This is a genomic window from Massilia frigida (assembly GCF_011682175.1).
Classification (GTDB): Bacteria; Pseudomonadota; Gammaproteobacteria; order Burkholderiales; family Burkholderiaceae_D; genus Telluria_A; species Telluria_A frigida.
Window position 1 is genome coordinate 1 of sequence record NZ_WHJG01000075.1, and the last position, 15016, is coordinate 15016.

The following is a 15016-nucleotide window of genomic DNA, read 5'->3' on the forward strand; positions in this document are numbered from 1 at the left end:
CGAATTCGCTGTCAAGCACGGCAAATCGGCTCACGTTTGAGCCTGAAATCGGAGACGGCCTCGCGGCTCGCCGCGTCCGCCTCGGTTTCGCGAGGTCAAATTCCGTCTGCCGCGCAGACTCCTAGGCAGCAACGCGATCTGTCGCTCACCGGGCGAGCCACGCTGCCACAGCGGCGCCGCACCATTCGTCTCCCATGGCAGCAGCGACGGCTGGTCGTTCAACGGCCGCGCAATGTTGGGCGAGGGACTTGTCCAGGATGAAATTATTTCAAGTCAGAGCTCTGACCCCGGTGTGGGGAAACGCTGCCTGATAACAACTAATTTCTAATCAGAGGTCAGACCCCGGTGGTAGGAGCTTGCTTCAGGGGGTAGTCTTGGCGTCGGGCTTGGGCGGCGGCAGCGGAGTGGCCGACTCATTGGGCTGGCCGTTGGCGTCGAGGATCTGGATGAAGATCTCGTTTTTCTTGATCATGCCCAGCTCGAAACGCGCGCGCTCTTCCACCGCGCCCGTGCCATTGGTCAGGTCGTGCACTTCGGAGTCGAGCTTGGCGTTGCGCGCCTTCAGTTCGACTGTCTTGCGCTGCGCCAGCGAAACCTGGTTTTCCAGTTCGCCCACGCGCAGCCAGCCACCCTTGCCCAGCCAGAGCGGCAGTTGGATCAGGAGCAGGAGGGTCGCGAGAACGAGCGTAATGAGGCGCATACATGAGGGTGGCACCGGCCGCCACGCGGCCAGCCGGTGCGTTCGGCTTACTTCAGGTTGTAGAAAGCGCTGCGGCCAGGGTAGCTGGCAATGTCGCCCAGGTCTTCTTCGATGCGCAGCAGCTGGTTGTACTTGGCCATGCGGTCCGAACGCGACATCGAGCCGGTCTTGATCTGCAGGGCGTTGGTACCAACGGCGATGTCGGCAATCGTCGAGTCTTCGGTCTCGCCGGAACGGTGCGAGATGACGGCAGTATAACCTGCGCGCTTGGCCATTTCGATGGCGGCGAAGGTTTCGGTCAGGGTGCCGATCTGGTTGATCTTGATCAGGATCGAGTTGGCGATGCCTTTTTCGATGCCTTCTTTCAGGATCTTGGTGTTGGTGACGTACAGGTCGTCGCCCACCAGCTGCACCTTCTTGCCCAGCGCTTCGGTCAGGATCTTCCAGCCATCCCAGTCGTTTTCCGCCATCGCGTCTTCGATCGAGATGATCGGGTACTTGTCGCACCAGGTCGCGAGCATGTTGGTGAATTCGGTGGCGGTCAGCTGCATGCCTTCGCCTTCAAGGTGGTATTTGCCATCCTTGTAGAATTCGGACGCGGCGCAGTCCAGGCCCAGGCAGATCTGGGTGCCCGGCTCGTAGCCAGCCTGCTCGATCGCTTGCATGATCAGCTTGATGGCTTCTTCGTGGTTGGCCACGTTCGGCGCGAATCCGCCTTCGTCGCCAACCGAGGTCGCCAGTTTTTTCTCGTGCAGGATCTTTTTCAGGGTGTGGAAGATCTCGGCGCCGTAGCGGATCGCTTCCTTGAAGCTCGGTGCGCCAACCGGGATGATCATGAATTCCTGGATGTCCAGGTTGTTGTCGGCGTGCGCGCCGCCGTTGATGACGTTCATCATCGGCACCGGCATTTGCATCGCGCCCGAACCGCCGAAATAACGGTACAGCGGCAGGCCGGCTTCTTCAGCGGCAGCCTTGGCCACGGCCATCGAGACGGCCAGCATGGCGTTGGCGCCCAGACGGCTCTTGTTTTCGGTGCCGTCCAGGTCGATCAGGGTGCGGTCGAGGAAGGCTTGCTCGTTCGCGTCCAGGCCCATGATGGCTTCGGAGATTTCGGTATTGATGTTTTCGCAGGCTTGCAGCACGCCCTTGCCGAAGTAACGCTTCTGGTCGCCGTCGCGCAGTTCGATCGCTTCGCGCGAACCGGTCGAGGCACCCGATGGCACCGCCGCGCGGCCCATCACGCCCGACTCGAGCAGCACGTCGCATTCGACGGTTGGATTGCCGCGCGAATCGATAATTTCACGGCCGATAATGTCAACGATAGCACTCATATTTCAATCTCCAAAGGGTAAGAAAAAGGTGGGCGGAGCGCGCACGGTCCGCCTGCATCTGTCAGGGCGATCGGGACGGCGGCAACTGCCGCACTATACAAACTTACGCAAAGCTCGATTCGAGGAAGCCGGCTTTCTTGACCACGCGGTCGAGTTCGACGAGGGTGGTGAGCAGTTCCTTCATGCGTCCGAGCGGCACGGCATTCGGGCCGTCCGAGAGCGCCTGGGCGGGGTTCGGGTGCGTTTCCATGAACAGGCCGGCGATACCGGCTGCCACGGCTGCGCGCGAGAGCACGGGAATGTGCTCGCGCTGGCCACCGGATGTGGTGCCCTGTCCGCCCGGCAGTTGTACCGAGTGGGTCGCGTCGAACACGACCGGGCAGTTCGACTCGCGCATGATCGCCAGGGAGCGCATGTCGGAGACCAGGTTGTTGTAGCCGAACGAGGCACCGCGCTCGCAGGCCATGAAGTTGTCTTCATTGAGGCCTGCGTCGCGCGCGGCCTGGCGTGCCTTGTCGATCACGTTCTTCATGTCGCCGGGCGCAAGGAACTGGCCCTTCTTGATGTTGACCGGTTTGCCCGACTGGGCGCAGGCGATGATGAAGTCGGTCTGGCGGCACAAGAAGGCCGGCGTTTGCAGCACGTCGACCACGCTCGATACGGCAGCGATTTCTTCGATCGTGTGGATGTCGGTCAGCACCGGCACGCCGATTTCGCGGCGTACGTCGGCCAGGATCTCGAGGCCCTTGTCCATGCCGGGACCGCGGAACGAGGTGCCCGAGGAGCGGTTAGCCTTGTCGAAGGACGACTTGTAGATGAACGGAATACCCAGCGCCGAGGTGATTTCTTTCAGCGTGCCGGCGGTGTCCATCGCCATCTGGCGCGATTCGATCACGCAGGTGCCGGCGATGAGAAAAATCGGGTGCTCGAGGCCGACGTCAAAACCGCAAAGCTTCATGCTGCATCTCCTGTGGGTGCGGCCGCCGCTGCATGGCCGTTGGCGGCCTGGTGCGCCAGCGCAGCCTTGATGAACGACGTAAACAGCGGGTGACCGGTGCGCGGCGTCGATTTGAACTCGGGATGGTACTGCACGCCCATGTACCATGGGTGCGCGTTCTCTCCGGTGCGCGGCAGTTCCATGATCTCGCACAAGTCTTCGGTCGGGGTGCGCGCCGACACGATCATGCCGGCCGCTTCGACCCGCGCCAGGTAGTGGTTGTTCGCTTCGTAGCGGTGGCGGTGGCGTTCGGTAACCACGCTGCCGTAGATTTCGGCGGCCAGGGTGCCCGGATTGACCGCGCAGGTTTGCGCGCCAAGGCGCATGGTGCCGCCCAGGTCGGATTTTTCGTCGCGCTTTTCGACCTTGCCGTCATGGTTCTGCCACTCGTTGATGAGGGCCACGACCGGCTGGTCGGTGTCGGTGTCGAATTCGGTCGAGTTGGCGTTGGCCAGGCCCGCCTTGTGGCGCGCGTATTCGATCAGGGCCACTTGCATGCCCAGGCAGATGCCCAGGTAAGGGATCTGGTGTTCGCGGGCGTAGCGCGCCGCCATGATCTTGCCTTCCACGCCGCGCTTGCCGAAGCCGCCCGGCACCAGGATGGCGTCGTACTTGGCCAGGTGATCGCAACCCTTGGTCTCGATGTCTTCCGAGTCCAGGTATTCGATGTTGACCCGGCTTTCGGTGTGGATGCCGGCGTGGCGCAGCGCTTCGGTGAGCGATTTGTACGATTCGGTCAGGTCGACGTATTTGCCGACCATGCCAATGGTGACGGCCGCTTTCGGGTTTTCCAGCGCGTAGATCAGCTTGGTCCACATCGACAGGTCGGCCGGCGGCGCTTCCAGGCCGAGCGCTTCCAGGATGATGGCATCCAAACCCTGGTCGTGCAGCATCTGCGGCACCTTGTAGATGGTGTCGGCGTCCCACACGGAGATCACGGCCTGCTCTTCGACGTTCGAGAACAGCGAGATCTTGGCGCGTTCGTCGTCCGGAATCGGGCGGTCGGCGCGGCACAGCAGCGCGGTCGGGGTGATCCCGATTTCACGCAGCTTTTGCACGCTGTGCTGGGTCGGCTTGGTTTTCAGTTCGCCCGCCGAAGCGATGTACGGCACCAGGGTCAGGTGCACGAAGGCGGCCGATTTGCGCCCGGCGCGCAGCGACAGCTGGCGCGCCGCTTCGAGGAAGGGCAGCGATTCGATGTCGCCCACGGTGCCGCCGATTTCCACCAGCGCCACGTCCACGCCTTCGGCGCCGCGGTAGATGTAATCCTGGATCTCGTTGGTGATGTGCGGGATCACCTGCACCGTCTTGCCGAGGTATTCGCCACGGCGTTCCTTGCGGATCACCGATTCGTAGATCTGGCCGGTGGTGAAGTTGTTCACCTTGCGCATGCGGGTGCTGATGAAGCGCTCGTAGTGGCCCAGGTCGAGGTCGGTTTCGGCGCCATCGTCGGTGACGAAGACTTCGCCATGCTGCATCGGGCTCATCGTGCCGGGATCGACGTTGATGTACGGGTCGAGCTTGAGCATGGTGACTTTAAGGCCGCGCGATTCGAGGATCGCGGCGAGAGAGGCGGCGGCAATCCCTTTTCCAAGGGAAGACACAACGCCACCGGTGACGAAGACAAATTTGGTCATTGCAGATGGTGCCGAACGGCACGTGCGGGAAATTGAAATTATACCTTAAACCGGCCAATGCTTCCGTAAAACAAGGTAAAAAACAGCAACGGCGGCGCAGCGGGCGGCACCGTCGGGGATGCTGCATTGATCAATTTGAAAGATTGCTGATTGCTTATTCGGCGTGCGCCAGCGAACAGACATGATCTTGCTCAAGCCTCAGGATTGAACTTTTACCACAGGAGGTCAAAATGTCCTACGAAGAACGCGATGCTTATGGCATGTATGTCGACAAGGGTTCGAAAGGCCCGGGTCCTGAACTGATGGGTGCGGATACCCTGATCGGCGACCATGTGCACAATCTGAAGAACGAGCATCTGGGTGAAATCAAGGAAATCATGCTGGACATGCGCACCGGTAAGATCGCGTATGCCGTCATGTCGAGTGGCGGCGTGCTGACCATCGGCGAGAAACTGTTTGCCGTGCCCTGGTCGGCGTTGACGCTCGACACCGCCAACAAGCGCTTCACGCTCGACATCGAGAAAGAACGCATCGAGAACGCGCCCGGCTTCGATACCGATCACTGGCCCGATATGGCCAACCAGCAATGGTCGAGCCAGATTCACAGCTATTACGGCACCAGCGCGCACTAAGCGCCTCCGGTTCCATCGCGCGCGCCCGCCGTCCTGCCAGGAGCGGGGGCGTGGCGCGCGGGGTGCGGTAGCGCTTGCCACCCCGCCCCCATCGCCACCCCTTTCCGACCTCGTTTGCCGCGCTTGCCGCCTCCCCCCGTCGCGCCCCTTTCCGACCTCGCTTGCCGCGCTTGCCGCCTGCCTTCCCGCACTGTTTCCGCACCTTTTCCCGCGTCGATGCGCCGCGCGCACTTGTCGCCGCGCTTGCCTGCGATTTATAATTTCCTTTTATTAACTTTGCCAACCTGGCAAAACAAGGAATATGATGCATCGATTCACACGTTTACTCGCCTGCCTGCTGGCGCCGGCCGTGCTGGCCGCCTGCGGCGGCGGTGGCAATGGCGGCGCCAGCGACAAGCCGCCGGTCACCGTCGTGCCTGGCGACAAACCACCCGTCACTGTCGCCCCCGGTGGCGACTGGCTGACCATCCATAGCGCGGCGCTGGAGATCGGCATGGCCGAAGGCCAGACCAGCGCTTTCGGGATGGATATCTCGCTTGCCCGCACCCCGTCCAAGCCATTCAATCTGGGCATCGTCGATGGCGGCGGACTGATCGCCTCGTCCGAGGTGCTGGCCGGCACGGCGCGCCAGTACTCGGCCACCATGCGCAGTTCGAGCGACCTCCAGCCCGGCACCCACCGCAGCACGCTGGAACTGCGCGCCTGCGAGGATGATCCCCGGGTCTGCGCCAAGCCGCTCGAAGGTTCGCCCTGGCGCCTGCCGCTGACCATCAACGTCAAGCCGAAGACCGATACCAGCGGGCGCATGAGCTTCGCGCCGGCCATGGCCGAGATCACCATGCAGGCTGGCCAGGCGGCCAGCCTGACGGTCGAGGCCAGCACCAGTACCGTGCTGGGCGAGAAGGTCCATGTCGCGCTGATCGACCCGGCCGGCATCCTCGCCACGCCGCTCGCCATGCGCACGCTGTCCGACCGGCAGTTCGCGGCAACCCTGGTGCCCGCCAAGGGCCTGGCGCCCGGCGTCTACATCAGCAAGCTCGAAATGCGCGCCTGCGCCGACGATGCCGCCGTGTGCCATCTGCCCTACGCCGGTTCGCCCTGGACGCTGGCGCTCAAGGTGACCGTCCTGCCCGCCGACAGCGTGAAACCCTTGCCGGTGCTGCCGCAACTGGGGCCATGGAGCACGTACCGGGGCAATCCGGCGCACACCGGCTATGTGCCGGCCAGCTTCGATCCGGCCAGCTTTGCGCTGCGCTGGCAGCGCCTGTTGGCGAAGGAGGATGGCTGGGCGACCGCGCCGGCCCACGATAACGGCCTGGTGTTTCAGGGCGTGGTCACGTATCGCGGCGATCGCGCCGCGCTGGTCGCCATCAGCGAGGAGAGCGGCACCGAAGTCTGGCGCACCAGCCTGGGCCTGCCCAGCCCGGTCCTGACAAGCCACCTGAATCCGCCGGCCGCCGCCAACGGCAAGGTCTACCTGACCTCGACCAGCAGCGACGAGGCCTCGCTGTGGGTCTTCGAGCAGAAAACCGGCAAGCTGCTGAGCCGCCAGAAAATGGACACGCAGGGCCGCTATGCGCTGGCGCCGACCGTGCTCGGCGACACGCTGTATGCGCCGAACGGCAGCGCCGGTGGCTTGAGCCAGTTCCGCGCCGGCGGCCAGCAGCCCGCCTGGAGCAGCGCCCTGCCCGCTTTTGCCGACTGGACCCCGGCCGTCGATGCCAGCCATGCGTATGTGTATCTGGACGGGCGCCTGTACGCCATGGACGTGGCCGACGGCCGGCTCGCCTACCAGGTGGACGATCCGGATCACCTGTGGCCCAGCTATAGCGGCGGCACGCCGGTCCTGTCGGATAATCAATTCGGGTTTATCTCGGATAGCGGCCGCCTGGTCGCGTTCAACCTGGCCAGGCGCACGCATGCCTGGACGCTCCAGGGCAAACGGGTGAGCACGCCGTCCTATGCCAAGGGCGTGCTGTACCTGTTCAACAATACCGGCAATGCGCTGGAAGCGTATGCGCCGGATTCCGGCAAGCTGCTGTGGACGGCGGCCAAGCTGAGCGACCCGGCCGACGCCACCTGGTTCGACCAGCTGGTCGTGACCGATAACCTGGCCTTCATCAGTTCCGAGCTCAGCACCCTGGCGATCGACCTGGCCAGCGGCAAGACTGTGTGGCGCTATGCGCTGGGGGGCAAGCTGTCGATCTCGGATCGGGGCATGCTGTATATCGTGAACAGGAGCGGACGGGTGGCGGCGATCGGCTTGCAGTGATCCGCCGGGGGCGCTGAAGGTCTTGCGAATCAGCGCTCTGCCCCCGGTTAGGAAATCTTTCGAATCAGAGCTCTGACCCCGGTTGGGAAATATTTCGGGGGGCTAGCAGAAGTCGCGGCTGCTGGTGTCGAGGCGGCCCATCAAGTGCGACAGGTCGACCAGGCGCTTGGCCACCAGATGCCGCACTTGCCCGTCGCTTTGCCACACGCCGTACACGCCCAGCAAGCTCGCGCCCAGCACTTCGCGCCGCTGTTGTTCCACCAGGCTGGGCCAGACGATCACGTTCACGTTGCCGGTCTCGTCTTCGATGGTGACGAACAGCACGCCCTTGGCCGTCGCCGGCCGCTGCCTGACGGTGACGATGCCGCAGGCGCGCGCCAGCTGACCCTGCTTGTAGCCGTTCAGTTGCGCGGCCGGCAGGAAGCGCTGTTCCAGCAGGCGCGCGCGCAGCAGCGCCAGCGGGTGCCGCCCCAGGGTCAAGCCCTGCGCGCGGTAGTCGCCGACAATGTCTTCGCCTTCGCTCGGGGCATGCAGCAGCGGCACCTCTTCCTCGGGCGTGGTGGGGCGCAGCAAGTCCTTGTCGGGCACCGCGCCCACCGCTTGCCACAGCGCCTGGCGCCGGTTGCCGGCCAGGCCATGCAGGGCATTGGCACCGGCCAGCACCTGCAAGTCGTGCCGGTCCAGGGCGGCGCGGCGCGCGAGGTCGGCCACGCTCTCGAACGCGCGCACGGCGCGCGCCTCTTCAATCCGCGCCGCCGACGCGGGACGCATGCCGCGCTGCAGCGACAGCCCCAGCCGCACCGCCGGCTGCGCGCCCTCCCCCGCTTCCAGGCTGGAATCCCAGCCGCTGATGGCCACGTCCGCCGCGCGCACCTCGATGCCGTGGCGGCGCGCATCCTGCACCAGTTGCGAGGGGCTGTAGAAACCCATCGGCTGGCTGTTGAGCAAGGCGCATAAAAACGCGGCCGGTTCGTGGCACTTGAGCCAGGAACTGGCGTAGGCCAGCAGCGCGAAACTGGCGGCGTGCGATTCGGGAAAGCCGTATTCGCCAAAACCCTTGATCTGGTTGAAAATCGATTCGGCAAAGTCGCGCGTGTAGCCGCGCCCCAGCATGCCGTTGATGATCTTGTCGTAGTATTTTTCCAGCCCGCCCTTGCGCTTCCAGGCGGCCATGGCGCGCCGCAGCTGGTCCGCCTCGCCGGCGCTAAATTCCGCCGCGATCATCGCCACCTGCATCACCTGTTCCTGGAAAATCGGCACGCCCAAGGTGCGTTCCAGCGCGACCTTCAGTTCTTCCTTGGGATACAGCGGCTGTTCCAGTCCCTGGCGCCGGCGCAAATAGGGATGGACCATGCCGCCCTGGATCGGCCCCGGCCGCACCACCGCCACTTCGACCACCAGGTCGTAAAAGGTGCGCGGCAGCATGCGCGGGAGCATGCTCATCTGCGCGCGCGATTCGATCTGGAACACGCCGACTGTGTCGGCCGCGCAAATCATGTCGTAGGTGGCGCTGTCGTCGGCCGGGATGTCCTGCATCGAAAACACCGTGCCGCGCAGCTCACCCAGCAGGTCGAACGCGCGCCGCAGCACCGAGAGCATGCCCAGCGCCAGCACATCGACTTTCAGCAAACCGAGTTCTTCGAGGTCGTCCTTGTCCCACTGGATCACACTGCGCTCCGGCATGGTGGCGTTTTCGATCGGCACCAGGCGCGACAGCTTGCCGGCGGCGATCACGAAGCCGCCCGGGTGTTGCGACAGGTGGCGCGGGAAGCCGAGCAGGCGCTGGGCCAGGGTCGCCCATTGCTGGGCCAGCGGGGAATCGGGGTCGAGCCCGCATTCGGCCAGGCGTTTGACGAGGTCGTCCTTGCTGTCGAACCAGTGGTGGGTCTTGGCGACCTTTTCGACGATGGCCAGGTCGACCCCGAGCGCCTTGCCGCTGTCGCGCAGGGCGCTCTTGGGCCGGTAGCTGATCACCACGGCGGCCAGGGCGGCGCGCGCACGGCCGTATTTGTTGTAGATGTACTGGATCACTTCTTCGCGCCGCTGGTGCTCGAAGTCGACGTCGATGTCGGGCGGTTCGTCCCTTTCCCTGGAAATGAAGCGTCCGAACAGCAGGTTGCCGCGCGCGGGATCGACTTCGGTGATGCCGAGGCAGTAGCACACGGCCGAATTGGCGGCCGAGCCGCGCCCCTGGCACAGGATCCCGATCGAGCGCGCATGGCGCACGATGTCGTACACGGTCAAAAAATACGCTTCGTAGCGCAGTTCGCCGATCAGCTGGAGTTCGGTTTCGAGCTGTTCCTGCACCTTGGCCGGGATGCCGAGCGGAAAGCGGTGGTGCGCGCCGATATAGGTTTCGGCGCGCAGGTAGCCGGACGGGGTCTGGCCGGGCGGCACCAGTTCGTCCGGATATTCGTAGCGCAGCTGGTCGAGCGAAAAGGTGCACAGGCGGGCGATGCGCAGCGTTTCGGCCAGGGCCTCGGGGCTGTACAGATTGGCCAGGCGCAGGCGCGCGCGCAGATGCTGTTCGGCATTTTGCGCCAGCGCATAGCCGCACTCGTCCACGGGCGTGTTGAGGCGGATCGCGCACAGGGTGTCGTGCAGGGGCTTGCGCGAGCGCACGTGCATGCAGACGTGGCCCAGCGCCACCACGGCCAGCCCGTGCTGCCAGGCGACTTCCTCGACCGTGGCGCGGTGCGCTTCATCAAAAGCGCGGTGCAGCAGGGTCAGGCCCAGCCAGGCGCGCCCGGGAAAGGTGGCGGCCATCCAGGCGGCCTGGGTGTGCAGGCGGTCGAGCTCGGCCGCATCGTGGCCGGGGTAGGCGGGCAGCAAGATCGCCAGGCAGTCGGGCATGCCGGCCAGGTGGGCCGGCGCGGGCGCTGCCAGGTCGGCCGGGGTAAGCAGGTAAGTCCCCTTGGCCGTGCGCGTGCGCGCCAGGGTGATCAGTTCGGCCAGGTTGCCGTAGCCATTGCGGTTCTTGGCCAGCAAGATCAGCGACAGGGCCGCGCTGCCATCGGCATGGTGCAGGTGGAAGTGGGCGCCGATGATCAGGGGCAGCGCCGCCTTTTTGGCTTCGGCATGGGCCCGCACCACCCCGGCCAGCGAACATTCGTCGGTGATGGCCAGCGCCGCGTAGCCGAGCTGGACAGCGCGGGCCACCAGTTCCTCGGCGTGCGAGGCGCCATGCAGGAAGGTAAAGTTGCTCAGACAATACAACTCGGCGTAGTCGGGCAGGCTGGGGACGGGGGCGGCGGTACTCATGAAAAAATATTACAATCAATGTATTGAGGAAACTACTGTATGGAAACACAGTATAACCCTGGAACATTTTCTTACCAATTGGGAATAACTATGCAGGTGCATACAGTGCGCTGTTTTGGTGCAGTGGCGGGCTGCGGCAATGTGGCGCTGGTGATTGAAGGCGGGCCGGCCACGCCCGCGGCGCGCCAGGCGTTTGCGCGGGCCCAGCCGCATCCGGCCTGCGTGTTTCTCGACCCTGGAGCACAGGGAGACGGGATCGCCGACTATTACTACCCGCACGCCAGAAGTCCCCTGTGCCTGCACGCCACCCTGGGCGCGGCGCAAGTGCTGTTCGCGCGCGCCGGGCAGGCGGACCAGGACATCGTGCTGGCCACGGTAATGCGTGGGCAGCCCTTGCGCCTGTGCCGGCAGGGGGACGATTTTTTCGTCGCGCTGCAGCCCCAGAGCGTGCCCGAGGTCGCTGTCGATGCCGCGCTGGCGGCCTGGCTGCTCGACCAGCCTGAATTGAGGCTGGCGGCCGCGCCCGTGCTGGCCTCGGTCGGCAGTCCCAAGCTGCTGATCGAGGTGCCTGAGCGCGCCACCCTGCTTGCCTTGCGCCCACCGCTCGAGCGCATCCTCGACTGGGGCCGCGCGCATGGCGTGAGCGGCTGCTATGTGGTGTGCCGCATCGGCGCGGATGCCTACGAAGGGCGCAACTTCAACCACCTCGATCCCGCCATGGAAGACCGTGCCACCGGGGTGGCGGCCGGCGCCCTGGCGGCCCACCTGGGCCGCGCCATCACCCTGCACCAGGGTGGTGCACTGGGTGCGCCCTGCCTGATCCGCACCCGGGTGGAAGATGGCGCGATTCTGGTGGGCGGGCGGGCCGAGCCCGTGCCCGGCAATTGACAACGTTGTCATCGCACCACACCGCACTGGACTTGTGCGGTGAAAATTGCATTAGAATCATTCACCTTTCGATAATAAAACCCGGAGACTGTCGCGTGTTCACTACCACCCCTTTACGTAGGTCCGTCTTGCTCGCTTTGTACGGCGGAGCCGCTTTCGCCGTGTACGCCCCCGCCAGCTTCGCCCAGTCGGGCCAGCAAGCCACCAAGGAAGAAGTCATCCCCAGCGTCAGCGTGGTCGGTTCGCGCCGCGTCTCGGCCACCTCCGCCACCGATACGGCGGTCCCGGTCGATCTGATTCCCATGACCCGCATGGCCGAGCAAGGCGGCCAGTTCGACCTGGCCCAGACCCTGACCTATATCTCGCCCTCGTTCAATTCCACGCGCCAGAGCGGAGCCGATGGCGCCGACCTGGTCGATTCGGCCGCCCTGCGCGGCCTGGGTTCCGACCAGACCCTGGTGCTAATGAACGGCAAGCGCCGTCATAGCACCTCGCTGGTGAACATCTTCGGCGCCCGCAACCGCGGCAATACCGGCACCGACATGAATGCGATTCCGCTGCTGGCGGTGAAAAACATCCAGGTGCTGCGCGATGGCGCCGCCGCCCAGTACGGCTCCGACGCGATTGCCGGGGTCATCAATATCGAACTGAAACGCTCGCTCGGCTGCGAAAGCGTGCTCGGCGCGGGCCAGTATTCGGCCGGCGATGGCAAGAATGTCCTGGCCTCGGCTTACTGCGGCGTGGCCGTGGGCGGCGGGGTGGTCGGCATCACGGGCGAGTATCTCGACCGCGGCCGCTCGAACCGGGCCGACGCGGGCAGCCTGCGCACCATCGGCGACAGCAAGGTCCAGAACCAGACCCTGTACCTGAATGGCGACATTCCCCTGGCCGACGGCAAGCTGTACTTCACGGCCGGCACCCAGAAGCGCGACGCTTCCTCGGCCGCCTTCGGCCGCGGTCCGGACCAGATTCCGACGCGTAATGCGCAAGCCATGTACCCGAACGGCTTCGCGCCCTTCATCAATGCCGACATCGACGACCATTACGGCACCATCGGCTATCGCGCCAAGCTGGGCGAGTGGAATGCGGATTTCTCGCAAACCTATGGCTACAACAAGATGCATTACAACGTCAGCAATACGCTCAATGCCTCGATCGCCAACCTCGACCTGATCAAGGGCGGCAAGGGCGTGTCGGCCTCGCAATTCGACGCGGGCGGTTTCGCGGCCACCCAACTGACCACCAATGCCGACGCCAGCCGCTTCTATCCGAACATCCTGAGCGGCATGAACCTGGCCTTCGGCGCCGAGTTCCGCAAGGAAAACTATGAAATCTTCGCCGGTGAAGCCGGTTCCTACAACGATGTCGACGGTGCCGGCTTCGGAGGCGACCCGGGCAGCCAGGGCTTCCCGGGCTTCCGTCCGGGCGACGCGACCGACCGCAGCCGCCATAGCGTGGCCGCCTACGTCGATGTCGAGACCGACATCACCGAGCGCCTGAAAGTGCTGTCGGCCGTGCGCTATGAAAAATTCAGCGACTTCGGCAACAGCGTGACCGGCAAGCTGGCCGCCGCCTTCAAGATCAGCGACAGCGTGCTGGTGCGCGGTTCGGCCAGTACCGGCTTCCGCGCGCCATCGCTGCAGCAAGGCTACTTCTCGTCGACGTTTACCGAGTTCGTCAACGGCAATCCGGTCGATTCGGTGTTCGCGCCGAACGGCGGCAACGTGGCCAACGCGATCGGCATTCCCAAGCTGAAGGAAGAAAAATCGGTCAGCTTCACCCTGGGCGGCACCTGGACGCCGACCCCGACTACGTCGGTCACGGCCGACCTGTACCGCATCGCCATCGATGACCGCATCGTGTTTTCCGGCCGCTTCGACGCCGACAACTACGCGCCCATCGTGCCGCTGCTGAGCAGCCTGGGCGTGGGCGCGGCCCAGTTCTTCGTCAATTCGATCGATACCAAGACCCAGGGCCTGGACCTGACCGTATCGAACCGCAGCGAAGTGGCGGGCGGCAAGCTCAATACCTTCCTGGCCATGAACATCAGCAAGACCGAAGTGACGGGCGTGAATGCGCCGGCCGCGTTCAAGGGCTATGAAGACGTGCTGCTGTCCGAGCGCGAGCGCCTGTTCCTGGAACAGGGCGGACCGCGGCGCAAGGCCACCCTGGGTTTCGAGTATTTGCTGGGCAAGATCGGCACCGATTTCAAGGTGATCCACTTCGGCAAGCAAACCCTGGGCACCTGGTCCGGTGCGCCAACCCCGAACCAGGTGTACAAGCCGAAGACCTCGGCCGACCTGAGTTTTACGTATAATTTCAGCGACAAGACCAAGCTGACCCTGGGCGGCGCGAACATTTTCAGTGTCAAGCCGACCGAGCAGAATCCGGACGAGACCGACAATGGCTTCAAGTACGAGTCGGTCCAGTTCGGGATGAATGGCGCGTCGTACTTTGCCCGCCTGTGGCATAAGTTTTAAATGCATCGCTAGCCAGGCAGGTAGCTACGCAGGTAAAGGGCAGACATCGTCTGCCCTTTTGCATTATTGTGTCGGCTGGCCCCTTGTGGGCAGCCCTGTGATTGTTGAAAAGGATTGAGAATGAAACCAACTTACGCGCTGGCATTGGCCGCGCTGTTCGCCTGCGTGCCGCTGACGCGTGCAGGCGCAGCCGCTCCTGCCGCTCCTGCCGCTCCTGCTGCTGTCCCGGCCGCCTCGGTACCGGTGACCACGCCCGATGCGGCCCGGGTGCAGGCCGTGCAAGCCATGCTCGCTGCCATGCAGTCGGAAAAGATGATGCGCTCGGTGGCCGGTGCGAGCCGCTATGCGAATGAAGAGCAGCGGGCCAGTGTGTTCGCCAAGCTCGACAAGGTGCCGCCGCAAGAGATTTGCCAGCGCCTGGCCACGCCGGTGGCACGCGTGATCGGGGTGGCGACGGCCAATGAATTGACGGCATTTTATGCGTCGAATTACGGCAAGCGCTTGTTGCAGCAAACGTATAACAGCCGGGCCAGTATGTACCCGCCGGAACCGCCGGTGCCGAATACGGCGGAGAAAAAGATGCTCAAGCGGCCGGAACTGGTGCAGGCGCGCAAGGAGCTGGCCGGGGCTGAGGCGACCATCCGGCATGAGGCGTTTGTGTTGTTGCAGGCGATTATCAAGAAGTAAGCGTGGGCTAGGAGTCTGCGCGGCAGAAACTTGATATCATCCATGTCAACCGAGCAAACGCATTTTTGACCGATGACATCAAGCTATCTTCCCTACGAGCCGCAGCAGCAAATGCTGCTGCCCCACGCACT

General features: G+C 64.2%; 10 protein-coding genes. 5 read left to right on the forward strand and 5 right to left on the reverse strand.

Going from position 1 to position 15016, the window contains the following annotated elements:
* Window positions 1–361 precede the first annotated feature (361 nt).
* The 4 genes from ftsB to pyrG all read right to left on the reverse strand — a co-directional run bounded on the left by ftsB (window position 362) and on the right by pyrG (window position 4665).
* Window positions 362–700: a cell division protein FtsB gene (gene ftsB / locus F2P44_RS33335; RefSeq protein ID WP_167094243.1), complete on the reverse strand. Its 339-nt coding sequence runs from the start codon at window positions 698–700 to the stop codon at window positions 362–364.
* Window positions 701–747: 47 nt separating this feature from the next.
* Complete coding sequence (gene eno, locus F2P44_RS33340; protein ID WP_167094245.1) at window positions 748–2031, reverse strand: phosphopyruvate hydratase; 1284 nt, start codon at window positions 2029–2031, stop codon at window positions 748–750.
* Window positions 2032–2134: 103 nt separating this feature from the next.
* Entirely contained in the window at window positions 2135–2989 is an 855-nt protein-coding gene (gene kdsA, locus F2P44_RS33345) for a 3-deoxy-8-phosphooctulonate synthase (protein ID WP_099875778.1), read from the reverse strand.
* Window positions 2986–4665: a CTP synthase gene (pyrG, locus tag F2P44_RS33350; protein WP_167094247.1), complete on the reverse strand. Its 1680-nt coding sequence runs from the start codon at window positions 4663–4665 to the stop codon at window positions 2986–2988. Before pyrG ends, kdsA begins: the two co-directional genes overlap by 4 nt.
* Window positions 4666–4895: 230 nt before the next feature.
* On the opposite strand from pyrG, the gene F2P44_RS33355 reads away from it, so the two are divergent.
* Together F2P44_RS33355 and F2P44_RS33360 are read left to right on the forward strand one after the other, a co-directional pair.
* Window positions 4896–5297 (forward strand): PRC-barrel domain-containing protein, encoded by a 402-nt coding sequence (locus F2P44_RS33355; RefSeq protein ID WP_167094249.1) that lies wholly within the window; start codon window positions 4896–4898, stop codon window positions 5295–5297.
* 304 nt (window positions 5298–5601) lie between these two features.
* A complete protein-coding gene (locus tag F2P44_RS33360) occupies window positions 5602–7569 on the forward strand; it encodes a PQQ-binding-like beta-propeller repeat protein (protein WP_167094251.1) in 1968 nt (655 codons plus the stop codon).
* Between the two features lie 102 nt (window positions 7570–7671).
* On the opposite strand, the gene F2P44_RS33365 is transcribed toward F2P44_RS33360, so the two are convergent.
* Complete coding sequence (locus F2P44_RS33365; protein ID WP_167094253.1) at window positions 7672–10830, reverse strand: error-prone DNA polymerase; 3159 nt, start codon at window positions 10828–10830, stop codon at window positions 7672–7674.
* 90 nt (window positions 10831–10920) lie between these two features.
* Here F2P44_RS33365 and F2P44_RS33370 point away from each other — a divergent pair, with 90 nt between their 5' ends.
* The 3 genes from F2P44_RS33370 (at window position 10921) to F2P44_RS33380 (ending at window position 14885) form a co-directional block, all read left to right on the forward strand.
* Complete coding sequence (locus tag F2P44_RS33370; RefSeq protein WP_167094255.1) at window positions 10921–11718, forward strand: PhzF family phenazine biosynthesis protein; 798 nt, start codon at window positions 10921–10923, stop codon at window positions 11716–11718.
* Between the two features lie 95 nt (window positions 11719–11813).
* Window positions 11814–14198 (forward strand): TonB-dependent receptor plug domain-containing protein, encoded by a 2385-nt coding sequence (locus tag F2P44_RS33375; protein ID WP_167094257.1) that lies wholly within the window; start codon window positions 11814–11816, stop codon window positions 14196–14198.
* Window positions 14199–14318: 120 nt separating this feature from the next.
* The gene (locus F2P44_RS33380; RefSeq protein WP_167094259.1) at window positions 14319–14885 is read left to right on the forward strand and encodes a hypothetical protein; all 567 of its coding nucleotides are present in this window, start codon (window positions 14319–14321) and stop codon (window positions 14883–14885) included.
* Window positions 14886–15016: the final 131 nt, after the last annotated feature.